The sequence below is a fragment of the Pseudomonas sp. P2S-1 genome, from assembly GCF_057197725.1.
The window spans coordinates 5,356,307-5,378,268 of record NZ_CM170068.1; the positions used below are offsets into that span (position 1 = coordinate 5,356,307).

At 64.0% G+C, this 21,962-nt stretch carries 13 protein-coding genes; 9 read left to right on the top strand and 4 right to left on the bottom strand.

Features of this window, described 5'->3' with window-relative positions:
- The first annotated feature begins 214 nt into the window (after nt 1–214).
- The 5 genes from AC2CQI_RS23980 (at nt 215) to AC2CQI_RS24000 (ending at nt 8,161) form a co-directional block, all read left to right on the top strand.
- Nucleotides 215–2,890, top strand: a complete 2,676-nt coding sequence (locus tag AC2CQI_RS23980) for a TonB-dependent receptor (RefSeq protein ID WP_484580660.1) — start codon at nt 215–217, stop codon at nt 2,888–2,890.
- 87 nt (nt 2,891–2,977) lie between these two features.
- The gene (locus tag AC2CQI_RS23985) at nt 2,978–3,580 is read left to right on the top strand and encodes a heme acquisition protein HasA (RefSeq protein ID WP_484578088.1); all 603 of its coding nucleotides are present in this window, start codon (nt 2,978–2,980) and stop codon (nt 3,578–3,580) included.
- Between the two features lie 169 nt (nt 3,581–3,749).
- Nucleotides 3,750–5,513 (top strand): type I secretion system permease/ATPase, encoded by a 1,764-nt coding sequence (locus tag AC2CQI_RS23990; RefSeq protein WP_484578089.1) that lies wholly within the window; start codon nt 3,750–3,752, stop codon nt 5,511–5,513.
- A gap of 3 nt (nt 5,514–5,516) precedes the next feature.
- The gene (locus AC2CQI_RS23995) at nt 5,517–6,836 is read left to right on the top strand and encodes an HlyD family type I secretion periplasmic adaptor subunit (RefSeq protein WP_484578090.1); all 1,320 of its coding nucleotides are present in this window, start codon (nt 5,517–5,519) and stop codon (nt 6,834–6,836) included.
- Entirely contained in the window at nt 6,836–8,161 is a 1,326-nt protein-coding gene (locus AC2CQI_RS24000; RefSeq protein WP_484578091.1) for a TolC family outer membrane protein, read from the top strand. Before AC2CQI_RS23995 ends, AC2CQI_RS24000 begins: the two co-directional genes overlap by 1 nt.
- Nucleotides 8,162–8,633: 472 nt before the next feature.
- Here AC2CQI_RS24000 and AC2CQI_RS24005 read toward each other — a convergent pair whose 3' ends face one another.
- A complete protein-coding gene (locus AC2CQI_RS24005; RefSeq protein WP_075801519.1) occupies nt 8,634–10,157 on the bottom strand; it encodes a nucleobase:cation symporter-2 family protein in 1,524 nt (507 codons plus the stop codon).
- Nucleotides 10,158–10,420: 263 nt separating this feature from the next.
- Nucleotides 10,421–10,786 carry a PilZ domain-containing protein gene (locus AC2CQI_RS24010; protein WP_484578092.1) on the bottom strand — a complete coding sequence of 122 codons (366 nt, stop codon included), beginning with the start codon at nt 10,784–10,786 and terminating at the stop codon, nt 10,421–10,423.
- A gap of 184 nt (nt 10,787–10,970) precedes the next feature.
- Between AC2CQI_RS24010 and AC2CQI_RS24015 the strand changes: the two genes are divergently transcribed.
- The 3 genes from AC2CQI_RS24015 to yjiA all read left to right on the top strand — a co-directional run bounded on the left by AC2CQI_RS24015 (nt 10,971) and on the right by yjiA (nt 14,299).
- Nucleotides 10,971–13,037: a carbon starvation CstA family protein gene (locus AC2CQI_RS24015; protein WP_075801517.1), complete on the top strand. Its 2,067-nt coding sequence runs from the start codon at nt 10,971–10,973 to the stop codon at nt 13,035–13,037.
- Between the two features lie 15 nt (nt 13,038–13,052).
- Nucleotides 13,053–13,250, top strand: a complete 198-nt coding sequence (locus tag AC2CQI_RS24020) for a YbdD/YjiX family protein (RefSeq protein WP_075801516.1) — start codon at nt 13,053–13,055, stop codon at nt 13,248–13,250.
- An 80-nt stretch (nt 13,251–13,330) separates the two neighbouring features.
- Nucleotides 13,331–14,299, top strand: a complete 969-nt coding sequence (gene yjiA / locus AC2CQI_RS24025) for a GTPase (protein ID WP_075801515.1) — start codon at nt 13,331–13,333, stop codon at nt 14,297–14,299.
- A gap of 187 nt (nt 14,300–14,486) precedes the next feature.
- Here yjiA and glyA read toward each other — a convergent pair whose 3' ends face one another.
- On the bottom strand, nt 14,487–15,740 hold the full coding sequence (glyA, locus tag AC2CQI_RS24030) for a serine hydroxymethyltransferase (protein ID WP_075801514.1): 1,254 nt from the start codon (nt 15,738–15,740) through the stop codon (nt 14,487–14,489).
- A 231-nt stretch (nt 15,741–15,971) separates the two neighbouring features.
- Nucleotides 15,972–19,817: a bifunctional diguanylate cyclase/phosphodiesterase gene (locus AC2CQI_RS24035; protein ID WP_075801513.1), complete on the bottom strand. Its 3,846-nt coding sequence runs from the start codon at nt 19,815–19,817 to the stop codon at nt 15,972–15,974.
- 328 nt (nt 19,818–20,145) lie between these two features.
- Between AC2CQI_RS24035 and ettA the strand changes: the two genes are divergently transcribed.
- On the top strand, nt 20,146–21,810 hold the full coding sequence (ettA, locus tag AC2CQI_RS24040) for an energy-dependent translational throttle protein EttA (protein WP_484578093.1): 1,665 nt from the start codon (nt 20,146–20,148) through the stop codon (nt 21,808–21,810).
- Nucleotides 21,811–21,962: the final 152 nt, after the last annotated feature.

Below are 21,962 nucleotides of genomic sequence, written 5' to 3' on the forward strand. Positions count from 1 at the left end.
GAATACCCCACAAAAATCCCCTGCAGAAATTTTCCCGAAAATTTATTTACTGACTTTTCCTACCCCGCTCGTCTGATTGTTGAGATTGATTTTCATTACTAGAAAATGCCAACACAGCGAGCCACATGAAGTGACCACTCCAAACCAACGACCATTGCGCCTCAACCGGATTGCCCTGGCCTGCAATCTGCTGCTGGGCGTCTGCACCCTGCCGATGGGGATCGGCGCGGTGCAGGCCGCCGAGCCGACCTCGAGCGCGACCCAGCGCACGGCCCTGATCCGCTTCGACATCCCGGCCCAGTCCCTGGACAGCGCCGTGCTGGCCTTCGCCGAGCAGGCCAAGGTCCAGGTGTTCTTCGACAGCCGCAAGCTGGCCGGCCTGCGCAGCGATGGCCTGCATGGCGAGCACACCTCCCGCGAAGCCCTGGCCCTGCTGCTCGGCGGCAACCCGGTGCGCTACCGCTTCACCGGCAACGACCAGGTCGGCCTGGAGCGCCTGGCCGACGATGGCAAGTCCATCGAGCTGGGCGCCACCCGCATCCAGTCCCGCGGTGATGGTGATTGGGTCTACAGCGAACCGCGCTCGGTGGCGGTGATCACCCGCGAGCAGATCGACAAGCGTCCACCACGCCATGCCGCCGACATGCTGGAAGAAACCGCCGGCGTCTACACCGCGGTCAACCAGCGCGATCAGGGTCTGTCGGTGAATATCCGCGGCGTGCAGGACTACGGCCGGGTCAACATGAACATCGATGGCATGCGCCAGAACTTCAACGTCAACGGCCACCAGCAGCGCAACGGCATCATGGTGGTGGACCCGGAGTTCATCAGCTCGGTGGAGATCGAGAAGGGCTCGCAATCGGGCATGGGCGGCGCCGGTGTGCTCGGCGGCATCGCCAGCTTCAACACCGTGCAGGCCAGCGAGTTTCTCGGGCCGGACAAGGAGTACGGTGGTCGTATCCGTGCCGGCCACGGGATCGGCGAGCTGGGGAATGGCACTTATTTCAACGGCAGTGCGCTGTTCGCCTTCGGTAACGAGAAAGGCGACCTGCTGTTCGGCGTCAGCGAGCGCCACTTCGGCGATTACCGCGCCGGTACCAACGACAAGGACAACCTGGGTACCCAGATCCGTGCCCGCGAAGTCTGGCCGAACGCCTGGAACGACTGGGTGGAGGACGAAGTCGGCGACATGGGCAGCGTGACCCGTTCGCGCCTGTTCAAGGTTGGGGTCAACCTGCCACAGGACCAGCGCCTGCAGTTCAACTACCTCGAGACCGACACCGACAGCAAGGACGCCTGGACCTGGTTCGATGTCGAGAACGACTCGTTCTATTACCAGCGTAGTGGTGCCACCGACCTCAATGCGAAAAATGCCTCGCTCGACTACAGCTTCAGCCCAGACAACGACCTGATCGATGTGAAGGCGAAAGTGTATTTCGTGCGCACCCGCATGGACCGCTGGAACGCCGGCAGCACCGCGAGCATTGGTAGCGGCAACTGGTACGCCCCCTACAATGACCGCTTCCAGACCGACACCTGGGGCCTGCAACTGCAGAACACCTCGCGCTTTTACATGGGGGCCGCAGACAAGCTGACCCTGTCCTACGGCACCGAGCTGTTCCAGGACGAGTTCAAGCCGGCGACCGACCGGATCCCGTCGACCAACGAGCAGGCCTACCCGTATGTGCAGGGGGCGACCCCGGAAGGCAAGAAGCTGACGGCCAGCCTCTTTGCCCAGGCCCAGTATGAACACGACGACTGGCTGACCCTTGATGCCGGTCTGCGCTATGACCGTTATCGACTCAGTGGCGAAAGCGGCATGACGCTCTGGATGTATCCCGAAGGCCCTTATGAGACAGGCGGGCCGGCCAAGAGCGAGCAGCACCTGATCTTCGATGAGACCACCGAGCAGGGCCGCTTCTCGCCAACCTTCGGCATCGCCGTCAAGCCCGGAGTGGACTGGCTGCAGCTCTACACCCGCTGGGGACGTGGCTGGCGTGCGTCGGCGGTCACCGAGGTGTTCATGACCGGTCGCCCGCACGCCGGTGGTGGCGCCGAGATGGTCTACCCCAACCCGTATCTCAAGCCGGAGACCTCTCACGATTGGGAGCTCGGCTTCAATATCTTCAAAGAGTCGTTGTTGCGCGATGGCGACCGCTTCGGCTTGAAAGTCGCCTACTTCGACACGCGGATCGACAACTTCTCGTTCCTCGACGTCAACGTCAGCCTGCCGGACGAAACCGCTTCGGGTATCGGGCTGGGGCGCATGGCCTACCAGAACAACGAAGAGACCACGCGCTTTCGAGGTGTCGAATACGCCCTGGACTATGACGCCGGCAGTTACTACGGCCGCCTTTCCTACACCCACATGATCGGGACCAACGACTTCTGTTCGCAGCAGTTCTATATGGGCGGCGCGAAAACCCCCGTGCGCGTCGGCACCGTGACCCGCCCGGTCCAGGTGGGCAACCGTATCGTGATGCGCCAGTTCGCGGTCAACCAGGCAGTTCCCAACGATGCCATGAGCAACCAGATCAGCTGCGGCAACATCATGGGCAACGCCACCTACATGCCGGCCGATCGCGGCTCGCTGACCCTGGGCATGCGCTTCCTCGACAACACCCTCGATGTCGGCGGTCGCCTGCGTTACAGCAAGGGCAACGGCGCGAATCTGGACACCCCGACCTACGCCACCCTCGATCAGGCGATGTGGCCGAAATACAAGGTCTATGACCTCTTTGCCAGCTACTGGATGACCCCGCAGATCAACCTGACGCTGGCTCTGGAAAACGCCACCGATCAGGCCTATTTCGTGGCCATGGGTGACGTCAACAACCTGTCCCTGGCGCGCGGTCGCACCTTGAGCGGGATGCTGGAATACAAGTTCTGATTTCTTGCAGTCAACGATTTTGTCCTTCAGGACAAAAACGAAGGCAGGAGCCTTCGTCAAACCACCAAAACGTTCAGAGGAACAGTTATGAGCCTTTCCGTTTCATACGATGCCGTCTTCGCCAACTACACCGTTGACGAGTACCTGTCCGAGTGGTCCACCGGTTTCTTCACTGCGGGTCATGGCACCAGCAACACGGGTGGCTTCAACACCGGCACCTTCGACGGCAGCGAGTACGCCACCCATGGTGCCAACGGCTCCGAGTATGCCTTCGTCGCCGGCAGCGATACCGCCAATGGCCTGCACTACGTATTCACCCCAGGGGTTCCGGCCGGCAGCAACTTCAACCACTACCTGTGGGGCGCGCTGGACGAGGTATCGCTGGGCTACGGTCTGGGCGGTGGTCAGGGCAGTGATTTCACCCTGCAGCAGGACGTGGTGACCTTCGCCGGTCTGGACCTGGATGCCGTGCTGGGTGCCGGCCGTACCGGCAACGAAGTCCACCAGACCATTTTCGGCCTGATGCAGGGCAACACCTCCGCCCTGGAAGGCGTGCTCGACAGCCTGCTGGCCACTTACCAGGTGTCCACCAACAACACCTTCGCCGAAATCACCGCGGCCATCAACGCTGCCTCGGCCACCGCCGTCGGCGTCCAGGCCCAGGTCGACGATCTGGCCCTGGCGGCCTGATAGCAGGCAATAAAAAGCGAATGGCAGGTCACCCTGGCATTCGCTGATCTGCTGCATTTACCCCGCAGCCCGTGTCTTTGCCGGGCCCAGGCTGCGGTGGTGCGAATTCTGTGGCGAGGGTGGGCTGATTGCAATCGCCTGCCGTCGTCGTCTGCGAGGAATCCAAGCAATGGGAACCGCTCCCGTTTCGGGCAACGAAGTGCGCCAGGCGCTCAAGGCCTGCCGCGCCGGCTTTGCCAATGTCGGCCTGTTCACCGCGGTGATCAACCTGCTGATGCTGGCGCCGGCCCTGTACATGCTGCAGGTCTACGACCGGGTGCTGTCCTCGGGCAACGAGATGACCCTGCTGATGCTCAGCCTGATGGTGGTCGGCCTGTTCGCCTTCATGGGCCTGCTGGAGTGGGTGCGCAGCCTGGTGGTGATCCGCCTCGGCACGCAGATGGACCTGCGCCTCAACCCCCGGGTATTCCAGGCCGCCTATGAAGCCAGCCTGGCCGGTAGCAAGGGCGCCGCCGGCCAGGTGCTGGCGGACCTGACCAGCCTGCGCCAGTTCGCCACTGGCCAGGCGCTGTTCGCCTTCTTCGATGCGCCGTGGTTCCCGGTGTACCTCGCGGTGATGTTCCTGTTCAGCCCCTGGCTGGGGCTGATGGCGTTGGTCGGTGCGGTGCTGCTGACGGTCCTGGCCTGGCTCAACGAGCGCCTGACGCAAAAGCCCTTCGCCGAAGCCGGGCAACTGTCCCAGCAGGCCGGTTTACAGGCCAGCGGCAACCTGCGCAATGCCGAGGCGATGGAAGCCATGGGCATGCTCGGCGTGGTCCGCCAGCGCTGGACCGCGCTGCACCACGGCTTTCTCGGCCTGCAGAACCATGGCAGCGAGCGCGCCGCGGCGGTGACCGCCGTATCCAAGACCCTGCGCCTGACCCTGCAATCCCTGGTCCTCGGCCTCGGTGCCTGGCTGGCGCTGGAGAAGCAGGTCAGCCCGGGCATGATGGTCGCCGGCTCGATCCTGATGGGCCGGGTGCTGGCGCCCATCGACCAGTTGATCGCGGTCTGGCGCCAGTGGGGTTCGGCACGCCAGGCCTATGTCCGCCTCAACGAACTGTTGCAGGCGCAACCGCCGCGTCCCGAGGGCATGCCGCTGCCGGCGCCCACCGGCCGCCTGTCCGTCGAGCAGGTCACCGCGTTGCTGCCGGGCACGCGCAAACCCTGCCTGAGCAATCTCGCCTTCGCCCTCGAATCCGGTGATTCCTTGGGCATCATCGGTGCCTCCGGCTCCGGAAAATCCACCCTGGCCCGCTTGCTGGTGGGCGCTGCGAATCCCTTCGACGGCAAGGTGCGCCTGGACGGCGCCGACCTACAACGCTGGGACAAAAGCCTGCTCGGCCAGCATATCGGCTACCTGCCCCAGGACGTGCAACTGTTCGCTGGCAGCATCGCCGAGAACATCGCCCGGCTTGGCGAGGTGGACGCCGATGCGGTGGTCGCTGCCGCGCAACTGGCCGGGGTGCACGACATGATCCTCAAGTTCCCGGCGGGCTATGACACCGTGCTGGGCGAGGGCGGCAGCGGTCTTTCCGGTGGCCAGCGCCAGCGCATCGGCCTGGCCCGGGCGTTGTACCGGCTACCGGCGTTGATCGTCCTCGACGAGCCCAATTCCAACCTCGACGAAGCCGGCGAACAGGCCTTGCTCGCTGCGGTGGCCAAGGTCCGCGAGGCGCGCCGCACGCTGATCCTGATCACCCATAAGCCGGCATTGCTGTCCGGCCTGGAGAAACTGCTGGTCCTGCAGAACGGCCAGTTGCAGGCCTTCGGGCCCACCGTGCGGGTGCTCCAGGACCTGCAAAAAGCCGCCCGTCCTGCCGCTGTCCCAGGCCCCACCGCGCTGCGCAGCCCTGCCAGCGTCAGCATGAGCTACGGCACACCGAGAGCCTGATCGATGACTGCAACCGCTCCTCTTCCCAACAATGTCCTCGCCATGGATGAGCGCCGCCCTGCGCGTATCGGGCGCTGGATGGTCATCGCCGGCTTTGGCGGCTTCATGCTCTGGGCCGCGCTGGCCCCGCTGGACAAGGGCGTGCCGTTGTCCGGCAACGTCGTGGTCGCCGGCAGCCGCCAGGCGGTGCAGCACCCCACCGGCGGGGTGATCGAACAACTGCTGGTGCGCGATGGTGACCAGGTCACGGCCGGCCAGGTGCTGTTGCGTCTGGACCCGACCCAGGCCCGGGCCCAGTACGAATCGCTGCGGGTGCAGTTGCTCACCGCCCGGGCCATGCAGGCCCGCCTGGTCGCCGAGCGGGATGGACAAAGCGCGGTGCAGTACTCGCCGGAGTTGCTGAAGGACGCCGGCGAGCCCTGGCTGGCGGCGATCCTGGAAACCCAGCGGCAACTGCTGGGCAGTCGTCGCCAGGCCCTGGAAATGGAACTCGGCGGCATGCGTGAAAGCATCGCCGGCTCCCAGGCCAGCCTCGACGGCCTGCAAGGCTCGATGGTGGCGAAGCAGGACCAGCGCAGCGCCCTGCAGGAACAGTTGCAGGGCCTGCGCGAGCTGGCCCGGGACGGTTACATCCCGCGCAATCGCCTGCTGGAAAGCGAGCGCCTGTTCTCCCAGGTCAACGGCTCGATTTCAGAGGACCTGGGTAATATCGGCCGCACCCGCCGCCAGTTGCAGGAGTTGAAACTGCGCATCGGCCAGCGTCAGCAGGAATACCAGCGCGAGGTCAGCCAGCAGCTCACCGAGGCGCAGTCCAATGCCGCCGATCTCGACAACCGCCTGCGCAGCGCCGCCTTCGATCTGGCCAGCACCGAGATCAAGGCTCCGGCCAGCGGCACGGTGGTAGGGTCCAGCGTGTTCACCAATGGTGGGGTGATCGCCCGCGGGCAGTCGCTGATGGAGATCGTCCCCAGCGATGTTCCGCTGCTGGTGGATGCCCGGGCTTCGGTGGAGCTGGTGGACCGCCTGCACCCGGGGCTGCCAGTGGAGTTGTTGTTCGTGGCCTTCAACCAGAGCACCACGCCGCGGGTCGAGGGCGAGGTGACCCTGGTGTCAGCCGACCGCCTGCTGGACGAGAAAAATGGCCAGCCTTATTACCAGGTGCGTGTGCGCGTCGGCGCAGAAGGGCAGCAGCAACTGGCCGGCCAGGACATCCGCCCGGGCATGCCGGTGGAAGCCTTCGTGCGGACGGGTGAACGCTCGATGCTCAACTACTTGTTCAAGCCGTTGACCGACCGGGCCCATGTCGCCCTGGCGGAGGAATGATGCGCCTGTTGTCCTGTGTGGTCCTGCTGGGCCTGAGCCTGCCGGCGGCGGCGCTCGACCTGAGCGATGCCTTCGCCCTGGCCCTGCGCAACGACCCAACCTTCCACGCCGCCATTGCCGAGCGCGATGCCGGGCTGGAGTACCGCGCCATTGGCCGGGCCAGGCTGTTGCCCAACCTGTCGTACCGCTACAGCAATGCGCGCAACGACTCCGAGGTGACCCAATCGACCACGGTCGGGAATATCACCCAGCAGCGTGACTACCGCAGTTATTCCTCGACCCTGACCCTGCAGCAGCCGCTGTTCGACTACGGCGCCTGGGCCGAGTATCGCCAGGGCGTGGCCAAGGCGTTGCTGGCCGATGCGCAGTTTCGCGGGCGCGGGCAGGAGCTGGTGGTGCGGCTGTTCCAGGCCTACAGCGAGGCGCTGTTTGCCAACGAGCAGATCGCCCTGGCCCAGGCCCAGCGCCGGGCCTATGCCGAGCAACTGACCCTCAACGAGCGGCTGTTGATAGGCGGCGAGGGCACTCGCACCGACGTCCTGGAAACCCGTGCCCGCTACGAGCTGGCCAAGGCCCAGGAGATCGAGGCGACGGACACTCTCGATGCCGCGCTGCGCACCTTGCAGGCCATCGTTGGCGAACCGCTGGAGGTGGAAGACCTCGCGCCCCTGGCGGCCGGCTTCAAGGTGGACCCGCTGGCGCCGGGCAACTTCGAGCACTGGCGCAACCTGGCGGTAAGCAACAACGCCCAGCTGATCGCCCAGCGGCATGCCGTCGAAGCGGCGGACCAGGGCGTCGAGCGCAATCGCGCCGGGCACCTGCCGAGCCTCAGTGCCTATGCCAGTACCGGGCGCTCCAGTTCCAGTTCGGAGAGCACCTACAACCAGCGTTATGACACCGACAGCATCGGCATCCAGCTCAGTGTGCCGTTGTTCGCTGGTGGGGGTGTCTCGGCGGCGACCCGGCAGGCTGCCGCGCAGCGCGACCAGGTGCAGTACCAGCTGGACGGCCTGCTCAGCGAAACCCTTAACGAGCTGCGCAAGCAGTTCAACCTGTGCGCCAGCAGCGTGGCGAAGATCCGGGCCTATGAATTGGCGGTGGAGTCGGCGGATCGCCTGATCGAAGCGACACGCAAGAGCGTGGCGGGCGGGGAGCGGGTCAATCTCGATGTGCTGAATGCCGAGCAGCAGCTGTATGGCGCGCGGCGGGACCTGGCCCAGGCGCGGCATGACTACTTGCGGGCGTGGTTGCAGGTGCACTATCTGGCGGGGACCCTGGAAGCCAGTGATTTGCAGCGGCTGGATCGGTATTTCGCCAGTCGGTGAGGCAGGAAGACTGGTGTCGTTGCTGATGGCCCTATCGCTGGCAAGCCAGCTCCCACGGGGGCCGCGTGCGCCGCAGGACCTTGTGTGGCTTGCCAACGATGAGCATAGGTATCTACACATCTCGGGCTGATGGCCGACGCGGTTCAGGTAGGAGCGTGGCTTGCCCGCGAAGGGCCGCAAAGCGGCCCCAAAACCATCCAGCACGAGCTGGCTAGTGAATGGTTTTCTGGATTCAGCGCCTGCTTGGCCTCAGTGCATCCAGATACTCGGCGTGGCAGGTTTTGGGGCCGCTTTGCGGCCCTTCGCGGGCAAGCCACGCTCCTACAGATTCTGCGTTGACCCGCCATCCGAGCCCTGAGCGAGAGATGTGTATATACCTATGCAGCGATGAGGCCGGTCCAGACAACCTCATTCCACACAGGCAAAAAAGGGACCGGTGCTTGCGCACCGGCCCCCGGTTACTGCCGTGTCATCAGTGCTCGGCGACAGCCTTTCGTCGCGGCGCCGTTCCGGCATGTTCATCTTCGGCCACCATCGGGATTTCCTTCCCTTCGGCATCGAACAGCTTGCCGTCCTTGAAGTAGTCGCCGTCACGCAGGGCAGAGATATCGGAGTAGACGACGGTGCGCTCGTAGCCGGCAGCGAACACCGATTGCTGATCGGAGTTGCCGACCTTGAAGTGGTTGAACAGCAGGTTCAGGGAAATCGCCATGATCGCTGCCGAGCTGATGCCGGAGTGGAAGATGGTTTCGAACCAGTTCGGGAAGTGATCGTAGAAGTTCGGTGCCGCGATCGGGATCATGCCGAAGCCCAGGGAGGCGGCGACGATGATCAGGTTCATGTTGTTCTTGTACTCGACCTTGGACAGGGTGCGGATACCGCTCGCCGCCACGGTGCCAAAGAGCACGATGCCCGCGCCGCCCAGTACCGAGGTCGGTACCGCGGCAATCACCCGACCCATGATCGGCAGCAGGCCGAGGATCACCAGGATCACGCCACCGGTGGCGACCACGTAGCGGCTCTTGACGCCGGTGACGGCGACCAGGCCGACGTTCTGGGCGAAGGCGCTCTGGGTGAAGGAGCCGAAGATCGGCGCCAGGATGCTCGACGCCATGTCGGCCCGCAGGCCGTCGCCGAGGCGGCGGGAGTCGACCTTGGTCTCGATGATTTCACCGACGGCAAGGATGTCCGCCGAGGTTTCCACCAGGGTCACGATGATCACGATGCACATCGACAGGATCGCGGCGATGTGGAAGGTCGGCATGCCGAAATGGAACGGCGACGGCATGGCTACCAGCGGACCGTCCAGCACCTTGCTGAAGTCGGCCATGCCCAGCGACCAGGCGATCAGGGTGCCGATGACCATCGCCAGGAGGATCGACAGGCGCGAGATCGAGGCGCTGCCGAGCTTGCTCAGGGCCAGCACGAAGGTGAAGGTCAGGGCCGCCAGGCCGATGTTCTCCATGCTGCCGAATTCCGGCGACTTGCTGTTGCCGCCCATCACCCAGCGCGCCGCGACCGGCATCAGGGTCAGGCCGATGGTGGTGATGACGATGCCGGTCACCAGCGGCGGGAAGTACTTGGTGATGCGCGAGAAGATCGGGGTGATCAGGAAGCCGAGGAACGAGGCCGCCATTACCGCACCGAGCACGCCCGGCAGACCGCCGCCGCCTTCGGTGGAGAGGATCGCGCCCATGGTCGCCACGCCGGCGAACGATACGCCCTGGACCAGCGGCAACTGGCAACCGAAGAACGGCAGGCCGAGGGTTTGCAGGAGGGTGGCCAGGCCACCGGCGAACAGCGATGCGGCAATCAGCAGACCGATCTCGGCAGGGCCCAGGCCGGCAGCCTGGCCAAGAATCAGCGGCACCGCAACGATACCGCCATACATCGTCAGAACGTGTTGCAGACCATAAGCGACGTTGGCACCCAGGCCGAGGTTTTCGTCTTCCGGACGAGGCGCGGTGGAAGACGTGCTTGGTGAGGACGTATTCATGGGAGCAGGATCTCGGTATTTATTGTTGTGCCGCTACTGTAGACATCTGTTGCCAAGTATTGCTAGGAGAATTGTATACAATTTATCGATTGGCGCAGAAACAGTAAGGCCATTGATTTGGCCAGATCACGGTTGCAGTAATCGTTCCAGAAAGGCGAAAGCGCTGTACCACGGCGTAGGAAAAACCGTGTACAGCGCGAAATAAGCTGTCCAGGTGGACAGGAAAACTCGGCAGGGTGAAAAGGGTAGGAAGCTAAAAGATCTTAAAACCTGATCAATTGGTCGAATTCGCGCTCCAGTTCGGTGCGGTCGGCCAGGTTGAGCTCCACAAGGCGGCGCAGATGTTCCATCGACGGCAGGTCGATGGCGACGCAAAGAAAGCCCAGGTGAGCTTCTTCTATATGACGCAATTGCACCTGCATGTGCACCTTCGCGTCCGGGCTGAGGGTGATGACCGCCGCGAAGGGTTGCTCGGCGTCGGCATCCCAGTTGACGGGGGATTCGATCAGCAGGCCCTTGAGGGAGATATCGATCAGTTCGACCTGCCAGCGACGCTCGCCTTGGATCAGTTCGGTAGGGGCATCGAAGTTGATGCGCTTGAAGCGTCTGCGTTCGTTCTGCTCACTCATGCTCGGCTCTCCGGGGGTGTGCCCCGACAACTATAGTGTAGTGCTTGCCAGCACCGTCCAAGGCGCGCAATCTCGGCTAGTGGCCATGGGCTCTGGAGGCTCTAGACCAACGTTGGGGCTGGCCTTTCCGGCCAGTGTCGCTAGACTCGAAGCGCTACCTTTCAAACCATTATGGAAGCGAACCATGAACAACAATAATAGCCTGGCCCGCCATATCCCCTGGCTGGTGCTGGCAGTACTAGGGGCCTGTGCGCTCGGGGTGGTTGCCCTGCGGCGTGGTGAAGCCATCAATGCCTTGTGGATCGTCGTCGCCTCGGTGGCGATCTATCTGGTTGCGTACCGTTACTACAGCCTGTTCATCGCCACCAAGGTGATGCAACTCGATCCCCGTCGGGCCACCCCGGCGGTGCTCAACAACGATGGCCTGGACTATGTCCCGACCAACAAGCACATCCTCTTCGGTCACCACTTCGCTGCCATTGCCGGCGCCGGCCCGCTGGTGGGCCCGGTACTCGCCGCGCAGATGGGCTACCTGCCGGGTACGCTCTGGCTGATCGCCGGTGTGGTCCTGGCCGGTGCGGTACAGGACTTCATGATCCTGTTCCTCTCCACCCGCCGCAACGGCCGCTCCCTGGGCGACATGGTGCGCGAGGAGATGGGCCGCATCCCGGGGACCATCGCCCTGTTCGGCTGCTTCCTGATCATGATCATCATCCTCGCGGTGCTGGCGCTGATCGTGGTGAAAGCCCTGGCCGAGAGCCCGTGGGGTATGTTCACCGTGATGGCGACCATCCCGATCGCGATGTTCATGGGCATCTATATGCGCTACATCCGCCCGGGCCATATCGGTGAGATTTCGATCATCGGCGTGGTCCTGCTGCTGCTGTCGATCTGGCTGGGGGGCCAGGTGGCTGCAGATCCGGTGTGGGGCCCGGCGTTCACCTTCACTGGCGTGCAGATCACCTGGATGCTGGTGGGCTACGGTTTCGTTGCCGCCGTCCTGCCGGTCTGGCTGGTGCTGGCACCGCGTGACTACCTCTCCACCTTCCTCAAGATCGGCACCATCGTCGGTCTGGCCATCGGCATCCTGATCATCGCCCCCGAGCTGAAAATGCCGGCGCTGACCCAGTTCACCGACGGCACCGGTCCGGTCTGGAAAGGCACCCTGTTCCCGTTCCTGTTCATCACCATCGCCTGTGGCGCGGTGTCCGGCTTCCACGCGCTGATCTCCTCGGGGACCACGCCGAAGCTGCTGGATAACGAGGTCAACGCCCGTTACATCGGCTACGGCGGCATGCTGATGGAGTCCTTCGTCGCCATCATGGCCATGGTCGCTGCTTCGGTGATCGAGCCGGGCGTCTACTTCGCCATGAACAGCCCGGCCGCCGTGGTCGGTGCCGACGTGGTCTCGGTAGCGCAGACGGTCAGCAGCTGGGGCTTCACCATCACCCCGGAACAACTGGAAGCGACCGCCCGCGACATCGGCGAGCACACCATCCTGGCCCGTGCCGGTGGTGCGCCGACCCTGGCGGTGGGTATCGCGCAGATCCTCCACCAGGTGCTGCCGGGTGAAAACACCATGGCCTTCTGGTACCACTTCGCGATCCTCTTTGAGGCGCTGTTCATCCTCACTGCGGTGGACGCCGGTACCCGTGCCGGGCGCTTCATGCTCCAGGACCTGCTGGGCAGTTTCGTCCCGGCGCTGAAACGTACCGAATCGTGGGGCGCCAACCTGCTCGCCACCGCCGGTTGCGTGGCGCTCTGGGGCTACCTGCTGTACCAGGGCGTGATCGATCCGCTGGGGGGCATCAACACGCTGTGGCCGCTGTTCGGCATCTCCAACCAGATGCTCGCGGGTATCGCCCTGATGCTGGGCACCGTGGTCCTGATCAAGATGAAGCGCCAGCAGTACATCTGGGTCACCCTGGTCCCTGCGGTGTGGCTGCTGATCTGCACCACCACCGCGGGCCTGATCAAGCTGTTCGACCCGAACCCGGCAGTCGGCTTCCTGGCCCTGGCCAACAAGTACAGCACCGCGCTGGACGCTGGTCAGGTCCTGGCTCCGGCCAAGGACATCGGGCAGATGCAGCACGTGATTTTCAACGCGTACACCAACGCCACCCTGACCGTGCTGTTCCTGGTCGTGGTCTTCAGCATTCTGTTCTTCGCCCTCAAGGTCGGCTACGCCGCCCTCGGCAAGAAAGAGCGCACCGACAAAGAGACCCCGTTCCAGGCCCAGCCGGACGCTTGATAGAGGAATGCAGTGATGTTCAACGATCTGGGTCGACTGGGTAAGTACCTGGGGCAGGCAGCCCGCCTGATGGTCGGCATGCCCGACTACGACAACTACGTCGAGCACATGCAGAAGAAGCACCCGGACAAACCGGTGATGAGCTACGAGGCGTTCTTCCGCGAGCGCCAGGAAGCCCGTTACGGTGGCAAGGGTGGGCCGAAGTGCTGTTGAGCTTCGGCCGCTAGCGACAAACCTGTGGGAGCCCGGTGCGCCGGGCTCCCACAGTCATTTTCAGTGTCAGGAGAATTCGTGTGCATTCCCCCATTCCCGTGACCGTGCTCAGCGGTTTCCTCGGCGCCGGCAAGACCACCTTGCTGCGCCATATCCTCAAGGCCGAGCACGGCCTGAAGATCGCCGTCATCGAAAACGAATTCAGCGATGCCGGCATCGACAGCCAACTGCTCGGCGATGCGCCGGTCGAGGTCATGACCCTGGCCAACGGCTGCGTCTGCTGCAGCATCCACACCGACCTGACCAAGGCCCTGTTCCTGCTGATGGAGCGTCTGGACAGCGGCGAGATCGCCTTCGACCGCCTGGTGATCGAATGCACCGGCCTGGCCGACCCGGCGCCGGTGGCGCAGACCTTCTTCATCGACGAGGAACTGCGCGATCGCTATATCCTCGACGGCATCATCACGTTGGTCGACGCCGCCCATGCCGACCTGCACCTGACCCAGGCGATTGCCCAGGCGCAGGTGGGGTTTGCCGACCGCCTGCTGCTGAGCAAGACCGACCTGGTGGATGACGCCACGGTCGAGGCGCTGACGGCGCGGCTGGGGCGGATCAACCGTCGCGCGCCGGTGCGGGTGGTGGAGCATGGGCAGATCGACCTGGCCGAATTGCTCGATGTGCGCGGGTTCAACCTGAATGCCGACCTCGGTGGCGGGATGAGCCTGCGGCCGGTGTCGGCGAACACCACGCCGGACCGGATTTCCAGCCTGGTGCTGCGCACTGAAACGCCGCTGGATATCGACCGGCTCAGCGGGTTCATGAACGAACTGCTGGAGGAGCATGGCAAGCAGTTGCTGCGCTACAAGGGCGTGCTGAATATCGCCGGGGAAGATCGGCGCCTGGTGTTCCAGGGCGTGCTGAAGCTGTATGGCTTCGACTGGGATACCGAATGGGCCGAGGGCGAGGCGCGGGAGAGCGTGATGGTGTTCATTGCCGATCAGTTGCCGGAGGAAAAGATCCGGGCGGGGTTCGAGGCGTTGGCGCACTGATTCAGAGAACACTACGGACCCTGTGGGAGCTGGCTTGCCAGCGATTTGGCCCGATCTGACAACATCATTGCCCGGGCCGGCCTCATCGCTGGCAAGCCAGCTCCCACAAGAGGCGGTGGCGATCTTCCAGCCACAAAAAAAACCGATGCCAGTCACCCGGCATCGGTTTTTTCAGTACAGCCCTGAATCAGTTGCCGTAGACAGGCAGCTTCTTGCAGATGGCCTTGACCTTCTCGCGAACGGCGTCGATCACCGCTTCGTTGTTCAGGTCAGCCAGGATGTCGCAGATCCAGCCAGCCAGTTCCTTGCACTCGGCTTCCTTGAAGCCACGAGTGGTGACGGCCGGAGTACCGAAGCGCAGGCCGGAGGTGACGAACGGAGAACGTGGGTCGTTAGGCACGGAGTTCTTGTTCACGGTGATGTAGGCGCGGCCCAGGGCAGCGTCGGCATCTTTACCGGAGATCTCCTGCTTGATCAGCGAGAGCAGGAACAGGTGGTTCTGGGTACCGCCGGACACCACATCGAAACCACGCTCGATGAACACGCTGGCCATGGCCTGGGCGTTTTTCACGACCTGCTGCTGGTAAGCCTTGAACTCAGGCTGCAGCGCTTCCTTGAAGCAGATGGCCTTGGCGGCGATCACGTGCTCCAGCGGGCCGCCCTGGGCACCAGGGAAGACCGCAGAGTTCAGCTTCTTCTCGATGTCGGCGTTGGCACGGGCCAGGATCAGGCCGCCACGTGGACCGCGCAGGGTCTTGTGGGTGGTGGTGGTGACGACGTCGGCGAACGGCACCGGGTTCGGGTACACGCCAGCGGCAACCAGGCCAGCCACGTGGGCCATGTCGACGAACAGGTAGGCGCCAACCTTGTCGGCGATTTCGCGGAAGCGGGCGAAGTCCAGAACCTGCGAGTAGGCCGAGAAACCGGCAACGATCATTTTCGGCTTGTGCTCGACCGCCAGGCGCTCGACTTCGTCGTAGTCGATCAGGCCGTTACCGTCGATGCCGTACTGGATGGCGTTGTACAGCTTGCCCGACGAGCTCACGGCAGCGCCGTGGGTCAGGTGGCCGCCGTGGGCCAGGCTCATGCCGAGGATGGTGTCGCCAGCCGACAGCAGGGCCAGGTAGACCGCAGCGTTGGCTTGCGAACCGGCGTGCGGCTGGACGTTGGCGTAGTCAGCGCCGAACAGCTCCTTGGCGCGGTCGATGGCCAGTTGCTCGACCACGTCGACGTACTCGCAACCACCGTAGTAACGCTTGCCTGGGTAGCCTTCGGCGTACTTGTTGGTCAGGACCGAGCCCTGGGCCTCCATCACGGCCGGGCTGGTGTAGTTTTCCGAAGCGATCAGCTCGATGTGCTCTTCCTGGCGCTGGGCTTCCTGCTGCATGGCTTCGAAGAGCTCGGCGTCGTACTTGGCAATGGTCAAATCACGGCTGAACATGGCGGTCCTCAAGGATCGGGCTGAAATAGGCCGGCATTCTACCCCATAGACTTTTGTCTGGCATATGAAAGGGGATCATCTAGCGGACAAAAGGGGCTCATGAGCCGCAAGCTTTAAGCTGCAAGCCGCAAGAAAAAGCAGATAGCGTTGCTTTTCAGTCCTGAGCCAGACCGAAGACACAAGCCCACCGCAATTTGCCTTTACTTGCGGCTTGTCGCTTGAAGCTTGCAGCTATTCCAACATGAACAGGGTTTCGTTGCTGAATTGCGCCTCGAACTGGTTGGCCGGCATCGGTCGGCCGAACAGGTAACCCTGCACTTCGTCGCAGCCGTGTTCGCGGAGGAACTCCAGCTGTTCGTGGGTTTCCACGCCCTCGGCGATCACCGCGAGGTTGAGGCTGTGGGCCATGGCGATGATCGCCCGGGCGATCTGCGCGTCCTGTTCGCCCTCGGGCAGGCCGTCGACGAAGGTGCGGTCGATCTTCAGTACGTCGATGGGGAACTGCTTGAGGTAGTTGAGCGACGAGTAGCCGGTGCCGAAGTCGTCGACCGCGATGCTCAGGCCGAGGTTTTTCAGGCTGTCGAGGATCTGCATGGCCTCGTGGACTTCACGCATCAGGATACTTTCGGTGAGTTCCAGCTCCAGGCACGCCGGCGGCAGGCCGGTGTCCTTGAGGATCGCGGCAATGCGGTTGCCCAGCTGGCCATCGGAGAACTGCCGCGCCGAGATGTTCACCGAGACCTTCGGCACCCGCACCTTGGCCTGGTGCCAGGCCTTGAGCTGGCGCGAGGCTTCGGCGATGACCCAGTCGCCCACGTCGACCACCAGGCCCAGCTCTTCCATCACCGGAATGAACTCGCCCGGCGGCACCAGCCCGCGTTGCGGATGGCGCCAGCGCAGCAGCGCCTCGGCGCCGGTCAGGCGCTTGCCGTCGCCGCTGAACTGCGGCTGGTAATAAAGGATGAACTCGTTCTGCTCCAGGGCATGGCGCAGGTCGCTTTCCAGTTCCAGGCGCTCCAGGGCGCTGGCGTTCATGTCCGCCTGGTAGAACTGGAAGTTGTTCTTGCCGCGCTCCTTGGCGTGGTACATCGCGGTGTCGGCGTTCTTCATCAGTTGGCTCAGCTCGCTGCCGTCCTGCGGGCTGAGGGCGATGCCGATACTGGCGGTGACGAAGAATTCGCGGTTTTCCAGGACGAACGGTCGCACCAGGCTGGAGAGAATCTGCTCGGCCACGTGGATGGCCCTGTTCAGGGCCATTTCCCGGGTCGCCCGCGGTTGCAGGAGCAGGGTGAACTCGTCGCCGCCCATGCGCGCCACGGTGTCGTCGTCGTCGACGCAGTCGAGCAGGCGCTCGGCCATGTCCTTGAGCATGCGGTCGCCGGCGGCGTGGCCGAGGGAGTCGTTGATCGGCTTGAACCGGTCGAGGTCGAGGAACATCAGCACCACCCACGACTTGTGCCGCTCGGCCTGCTGCAACGCGGTGTGCAGGCGGTCCTGGAACAGCGTGCGGTTGGGCAGGTGGGTGAGGGCGTCGTAGTACGCCAGGCGATGGATGCGCTGTTCGCTGGCCTTGCGCTCGCTGATATCGGTGAAGAAGCACACGTAGCTGGCCAGGTCGCCTTCGTCGTCAAGCACCGCGGTGATGCCGACCCAGGCCGGGTAATGCTCGCCATCGCGGCGCTTGAGCCAGACCTCGCCTTCCCAGGTGCCGCGCTGGTGCAGTTGCTTCAGCACGTAGCGCAGGTGCGAATCCTCCTGGCCCTCGACCGTAAGCATGCTCGGCACCTGGTCGAGCACGTCGCGCACGGCATAGCCGCTGACCCGGCTGAAGGCTTCGTTGGCCTGGACGATATAGCCGGCCGGGTCGGTGATGAGGATCGCCGAGGTGGAGTGCTCGAACACCGTCGCCGCCATGCGCAGGTCTTTTTCCGCACGGCGCTGCTGGCTGATATCGCGGCCGACGCCGAGAATGCCGCCGAACTGGTCATGTTCGTCCCAGACCAGTACCAGGCGCAATTCGATGGGAATCTTGCGGCCATCGGCGCGCAGGCAGTCGAACAGGAACAGCTGGGTCGGCACCTGGGTGCGCAGGGCGGCCAGTTGCGCCGGGTTGCCAAGGGCGCGGTTGACCCGCTCGACCAGGGTGTAGAGCCCGGCGAGCTGCGCCGGGTTGGCGATGGTCGACTGCCAGCCGTTGTTGAAGATCCAGTCGACGTCATAACCCAGCACGGCACGCACCGAAGGGCTGACGTAGTTGAGCTGGAGCTGGTCGTCGGTGGAGAAGATCACGTCGCTGATGCTTTCGGCGAGCATGCGGTAGCGCTGCTCGCTGTCGCGCAGGGATTCGCTGGCCTCGAGCTGGTCGGTGACGTCCTTGGCCACGCCGATGATGCGCGTGACCTGGCCGGCGGCATCGCGGGTCAGGACCTGCTCGCGGATGTCGTAGCGGCGCCAGCGCTGGTCATGATGACGGAAGCGCAACTGGCAGTGCAGTTGCTCGACATAGCCGCTTTCCCGCTGCTGGCGGCGCAGGCCGCGGTACAGCTCGGCGTCTTCCGGATGCAGGAGGATCTCCCAGAAGAACTCGCCCATGCGGGCCAGCTCGTGGCGCTCGTAGCCGAGGGTCTGGCCGAGGTGACGGTTGCTGAAGATCATCCGCAGGCTCTGCACGTCCTGCACATAGAGCTGGTCCGGCACGGTGCGGACCACGTCGGACCAGAAACTCTCGCGCTCCAGCAGCGACAGCTCGACGCGCTTGCGGCTGGTGATATCGCTGATGCTGAGGATCACCGCCTGGTAATCGCGGCGTTGCTCGGGGAAGCGCACCATCAGCCACAGGTGCTGTTCCAGGCCATGCTCACCGGGCAGGCGCACTTCCAGTTCCAGGCGTGACTGGCGATCCAGCAGCGCGGCGACCAGTTGCACGCCGACGCCGCCGTTTTCCAGGGCATTGCCGGCGATCAGGTGGCGCCAGGCGCCGTCGCTGCAATCGACACCGAGCAGTTGCAGGGCGACCTGGTTGACCTCGGTAACCTTCAGTTCGCGCAGCAGCAGCTCGCGCAGGGTCGGGTCGGCTTCCAGGCGTTGCTCCAGCTCGAAGCGGCTGCGCAGGCGCAGGCGGTCGAGGATCGGGTCGAGGCCCGAAAGGTCCAGCACGCACAGGGCCACGCCGGTGCTTTCGAAGATGTCCTGATAACGCCGCCGGCCTTCCTGCAGCATCTGGTTGCGCCGGCGCATGTTGTACAGCGCCAGCACCGGCAGCAGGGCGCAGAGCAGGCCGAGCAGGGCCTTGCCAACCAGCGCCGGAAGCAATTCGCGACGGCTGCGCTCGGCATCGTGGAAGCCACGCAGTTGCCAGTCGCTGTTGTCGATGAAGGCCAGCATCACGCTGTGCAGCGGCGCGTCCTCGGTGGTCGGCGAGGTCGGATGGGATTCCAGGTGCTGGCTGATGACTTCCGCAGTCTGGCCGTTTTCCAGTTGCCATTGCGGATGGGCGGTGTGCTCCAGGCGCTCCGTCAGTTGCTGGTACCAGGCCGGTTCGAAGCGCAGCAGCCAGTAGCCGCTGTCGGCCACCTTGCCCTGGCGCAGCAGCAGGTAGACGAAGGTATTGCCGGCGGCGTTGCTGAAGTGATGGTCCTGCTCGTGGTTCAGGCGCAGCAGTTCGCTCATCGCTGTCTGGTCGGGAGAACCGTCCAGGCTGTCGCGCAGGATGCGGCCGTCGGTATCCAGCCAGGCGACGCTGTCGAGGGCCGGCAGGCTACGGTGCAGGCGGGCGAACAGCGCCGGCATGGCCTCGGCGCTCGGTGGCGTGGTGGTGGCGGGCAGCAGGTTGCGCGTGCTTTCGGCTTGCAGGGCCAGGCTCAGGTTGAGGCGGTCGGCCAGTTCGGCGCTGGCATCGACGCTGTGCTGGCGGCGGTCGGCAAGGGTATGACGGTATTGATCGAAGGTCTGCCAGAACAGCAGGCCCAGCAACAGCAGGACCAGGATCGCCAGGGCACCCTTCAACGAACCGCGCAGGGACTGACCTGACGCAGCAGTGGCTTTGCGCGAGGAAGACGGCTGAGTGAGATCGGTCAAACGGGGTTCCTGCGGTAGGGCTGGCTGGTCGTCGCAGCGCGCACTATAAGCCGGACGCCCGAAGGGCGGCTAGCATGCCCTGACTTGTGGCAAAGTGCCAGCCCTGTTCATCGGTTCGCTGCCGGCTCTGGTGCTCAGCCCCTGCCCGGCGGCGTCCAGTTCGGGTAACCTTGGCGGTTCCGATTATCCGTTACCGAGGGTGAGGCCGCTGCCTGTGCCCGCCGTGAGCCTGCCCTGACAGAACACGGCGTTCCACCCCGATACCTGGTTTTGTCCAGCCCTGTCCCGCGGACGGGGCTTTTCCAACGATTCGAGCGAGGTCCGCATTTTGGCTCAATACGTTTACACCATGCACCGGCTGAGCAAGGTTGTTCCGCCCAAGCGTGAAATCCTCAAGAACATTTCCCTGTCGTTCTTCCCGGGCGCCAAGATCGGCGTCCTCGGCCTGAACGGCTCGGGTAAATCCACCCTGCTGAAGATCATGGCTGGCGTCGACACCGAGTTCGACGGCGAAGCCCGCCCGATGCCGGAACTGAACGTCGGTTACCTGCCGCAGGAGCCGCAACTGGATCCGACCAAGACCGTGCGTGAAGTTGTCGAGGAAGCGGTCAGCGTGATCAAGGACGCCCAGGCCCGCCTGGACGAGGTCTACGCCGCCTACGCCGAGCCGGATGCCGACTTCGACAAGCTGGCTGCCGAGCAGGCCAAGCTGGAAGCCATCCTGCAGGCCAGCGACGGTCACAACCTCGAGCGCCAGCTGGAAGTCGCCGCCGACGCGCTGCGCCTGCCGGCCTGGGAAGCCAAGGTCGAGCACCTGTCCGGTGGTGAAAAACGCCGCGTCGCCCTGTGCCGCCTGCTGCTGTCCGCCCCGGACATGCTGCTCCTCGACGAACCGACCAACCACCTGGACGCCGACTCCGTCGCCTGGCTGGAACACTTCCTCCACGACTTCCCGGGCACCGTGGTAGCGATCACCCACGACCGTTACTTCCTGGACAACGTCGCGGGCTGGATCCTCGAACTCGACCGCGGCGCCGGCATTCCTTACGAGGGCAATTACTCGGGCTGGCTGGAAGCCAAGTCCGACCGTCTGGCCCAGGAATCCAAGCAGCAGTCGGCCCATGAAAAGGCCATGAAGGAAGAGCTGGAGTGGGTGCGCAAAGGCGCCAAGGCCCGCCAGTCCAAGTCCAAGGCCCGTCTGGCGCGCTTCGAGGAAATGCAGTCGCAGGAATTCCAGAAGCGCAGCGAGACCAACGAGATCTACATCCCGGCCGGTCCGCGCCTGGGCGACAAGGTCATCGAATTCAAGAACGTGTCCAAGGGCTATGGCGATCGCGTGCTGATCGACAACCTGTCGTTCGTCATGCCAAAAGGCGCGATCGTCGGCGTTATCGGTGGTAACGGTGCGGGTAAATCCACCCTGTTCCGCATGCTGATGGGCAAGGAACAACCGGACTCCGGCAGCATCGAGATCGGCGACACCGTGCAACTGGCCTGCGTCGACCAGAGCCGCGAGGATCTGGACGGCAACAAGACCGTGTTCCAGCAGATCTCCGACGGTTCCGACCAGATCCGCATCGGCAACTACGAGATCCCGTCGCGTACCTACGTCGGTCGCTTCAACTTCAAGGGCGGCGACCAGCAGAAGTTCGTCAAGGACCTCTCCGGTGGTGAGCGTGGCCGTCTGCACCTGGCCCTGACCCTGAAAGAGGGTGCCAACGTCCTCCTGCTCGACGAACCGTCCAACGACCTCGACGTCGAAACCCTGCGTTCGCTGGAGGAAGCCCTGCTGGACTTCCCGGGCGCCGCCATCGTGATTTCCCACGATCGCTGGTTCCTGGACCGCGTCGCGACCCACATCCTGGCTTACGAGGATGACTCGCAGGCGGTGTTCTTCGAGGGTAACTACACCGAGTACGAAGCGGACCGCAAGAAGCGTCTGGGTGACGCTGCTGCCCAGCCGCACCGGGTACGGCACAAGAAGCTGGCCTGATAAGGCTGGTAGATTGATGCACAGGAATGGGGCCCTCAGTGGCCCCATTTTTGTGCCTGGAGTTCAGTCGGTGGTGGCCCCATCGCTGGCAAGCCAGCTCCCACAGGGACTGCGTGCACCGGACCTGTGGGAGCTGGCTTGCCAGCGATGAG

Bases quoted from the DNA above. Each gene is read 5' to 3' on its own strand.
- AC2CQI_RS23980 (WP_484580660.1), top strand. From the start codon at position 215: ATGGGGATCGGCGCGGTGCAGGCCGCCGAGCCGACCTCGAGCGCGACC.
- AC2CQI_RS23985 (WP_484578088.1), top strand. From the start codon at position 2,978: ATGAGCCTTTCCGTTTCATACGATGCCGTCTTCGCCAACTACACCGTT.
- AC2CQI_RS23990 (WP_484578089.1), top strand. From the start codon at position 3,750: ATGGGAACCGCTCCCGTTTCGGGCAACGAAGTGCGCCAGGCGCTCAAG.
- AC2CQI_RS23995 (WP_484578090.1), top strand. From the start codon at position 5,517: ATGACTGCAACCGCTCCTCTTCCCAACAATGTCCTCGCCATGGATGAG.
- AC2CQI_RS24000 (WP_484578091.1), top strand. From the start codon at position 6,836: ATGCGCCTGTTGTCCTGTGTGGTCCTGCTGGGCCTGAGCCTGCCGGCG.
- AC2CQI_RS24005 (WP_075801519.1), bottom strand. From the start codon at position 10,157: ATGAATACGTCCTCACCAAGCACGTCTTCCACCGCGCCTCGTCCGGAA.
- AC2CQI_RS24010 (WP_484578092.1), bottom strand. From the start codon at position 10,786: ATGAGTGAGCAGAACGAACGCAGACGCTTCAAGCGCATCAACTTCGAT.
- AC2CQI_RS24015 (WP_075801517.1), top strand. From the start codon at position 10,971: ATGAACAACAATAATAGCCTGGCCCGCCATATCCCCTGGCTGGTGCTG.
- AC2CQI_RS24020 (WP_075801516.1), top strand. From the start codon at position 13,053: ATGTTCAACGATCTGGGTCGACTGGGTAAGTACCTGGGGCAGGCAGCC.
- glyA (WP_075801514.1), bottom strand. From the start codon at position 15,740: ATGTTCAGCCGTGATTTGACCATTGCCAAGTACGACGCCGAGCTCTTC.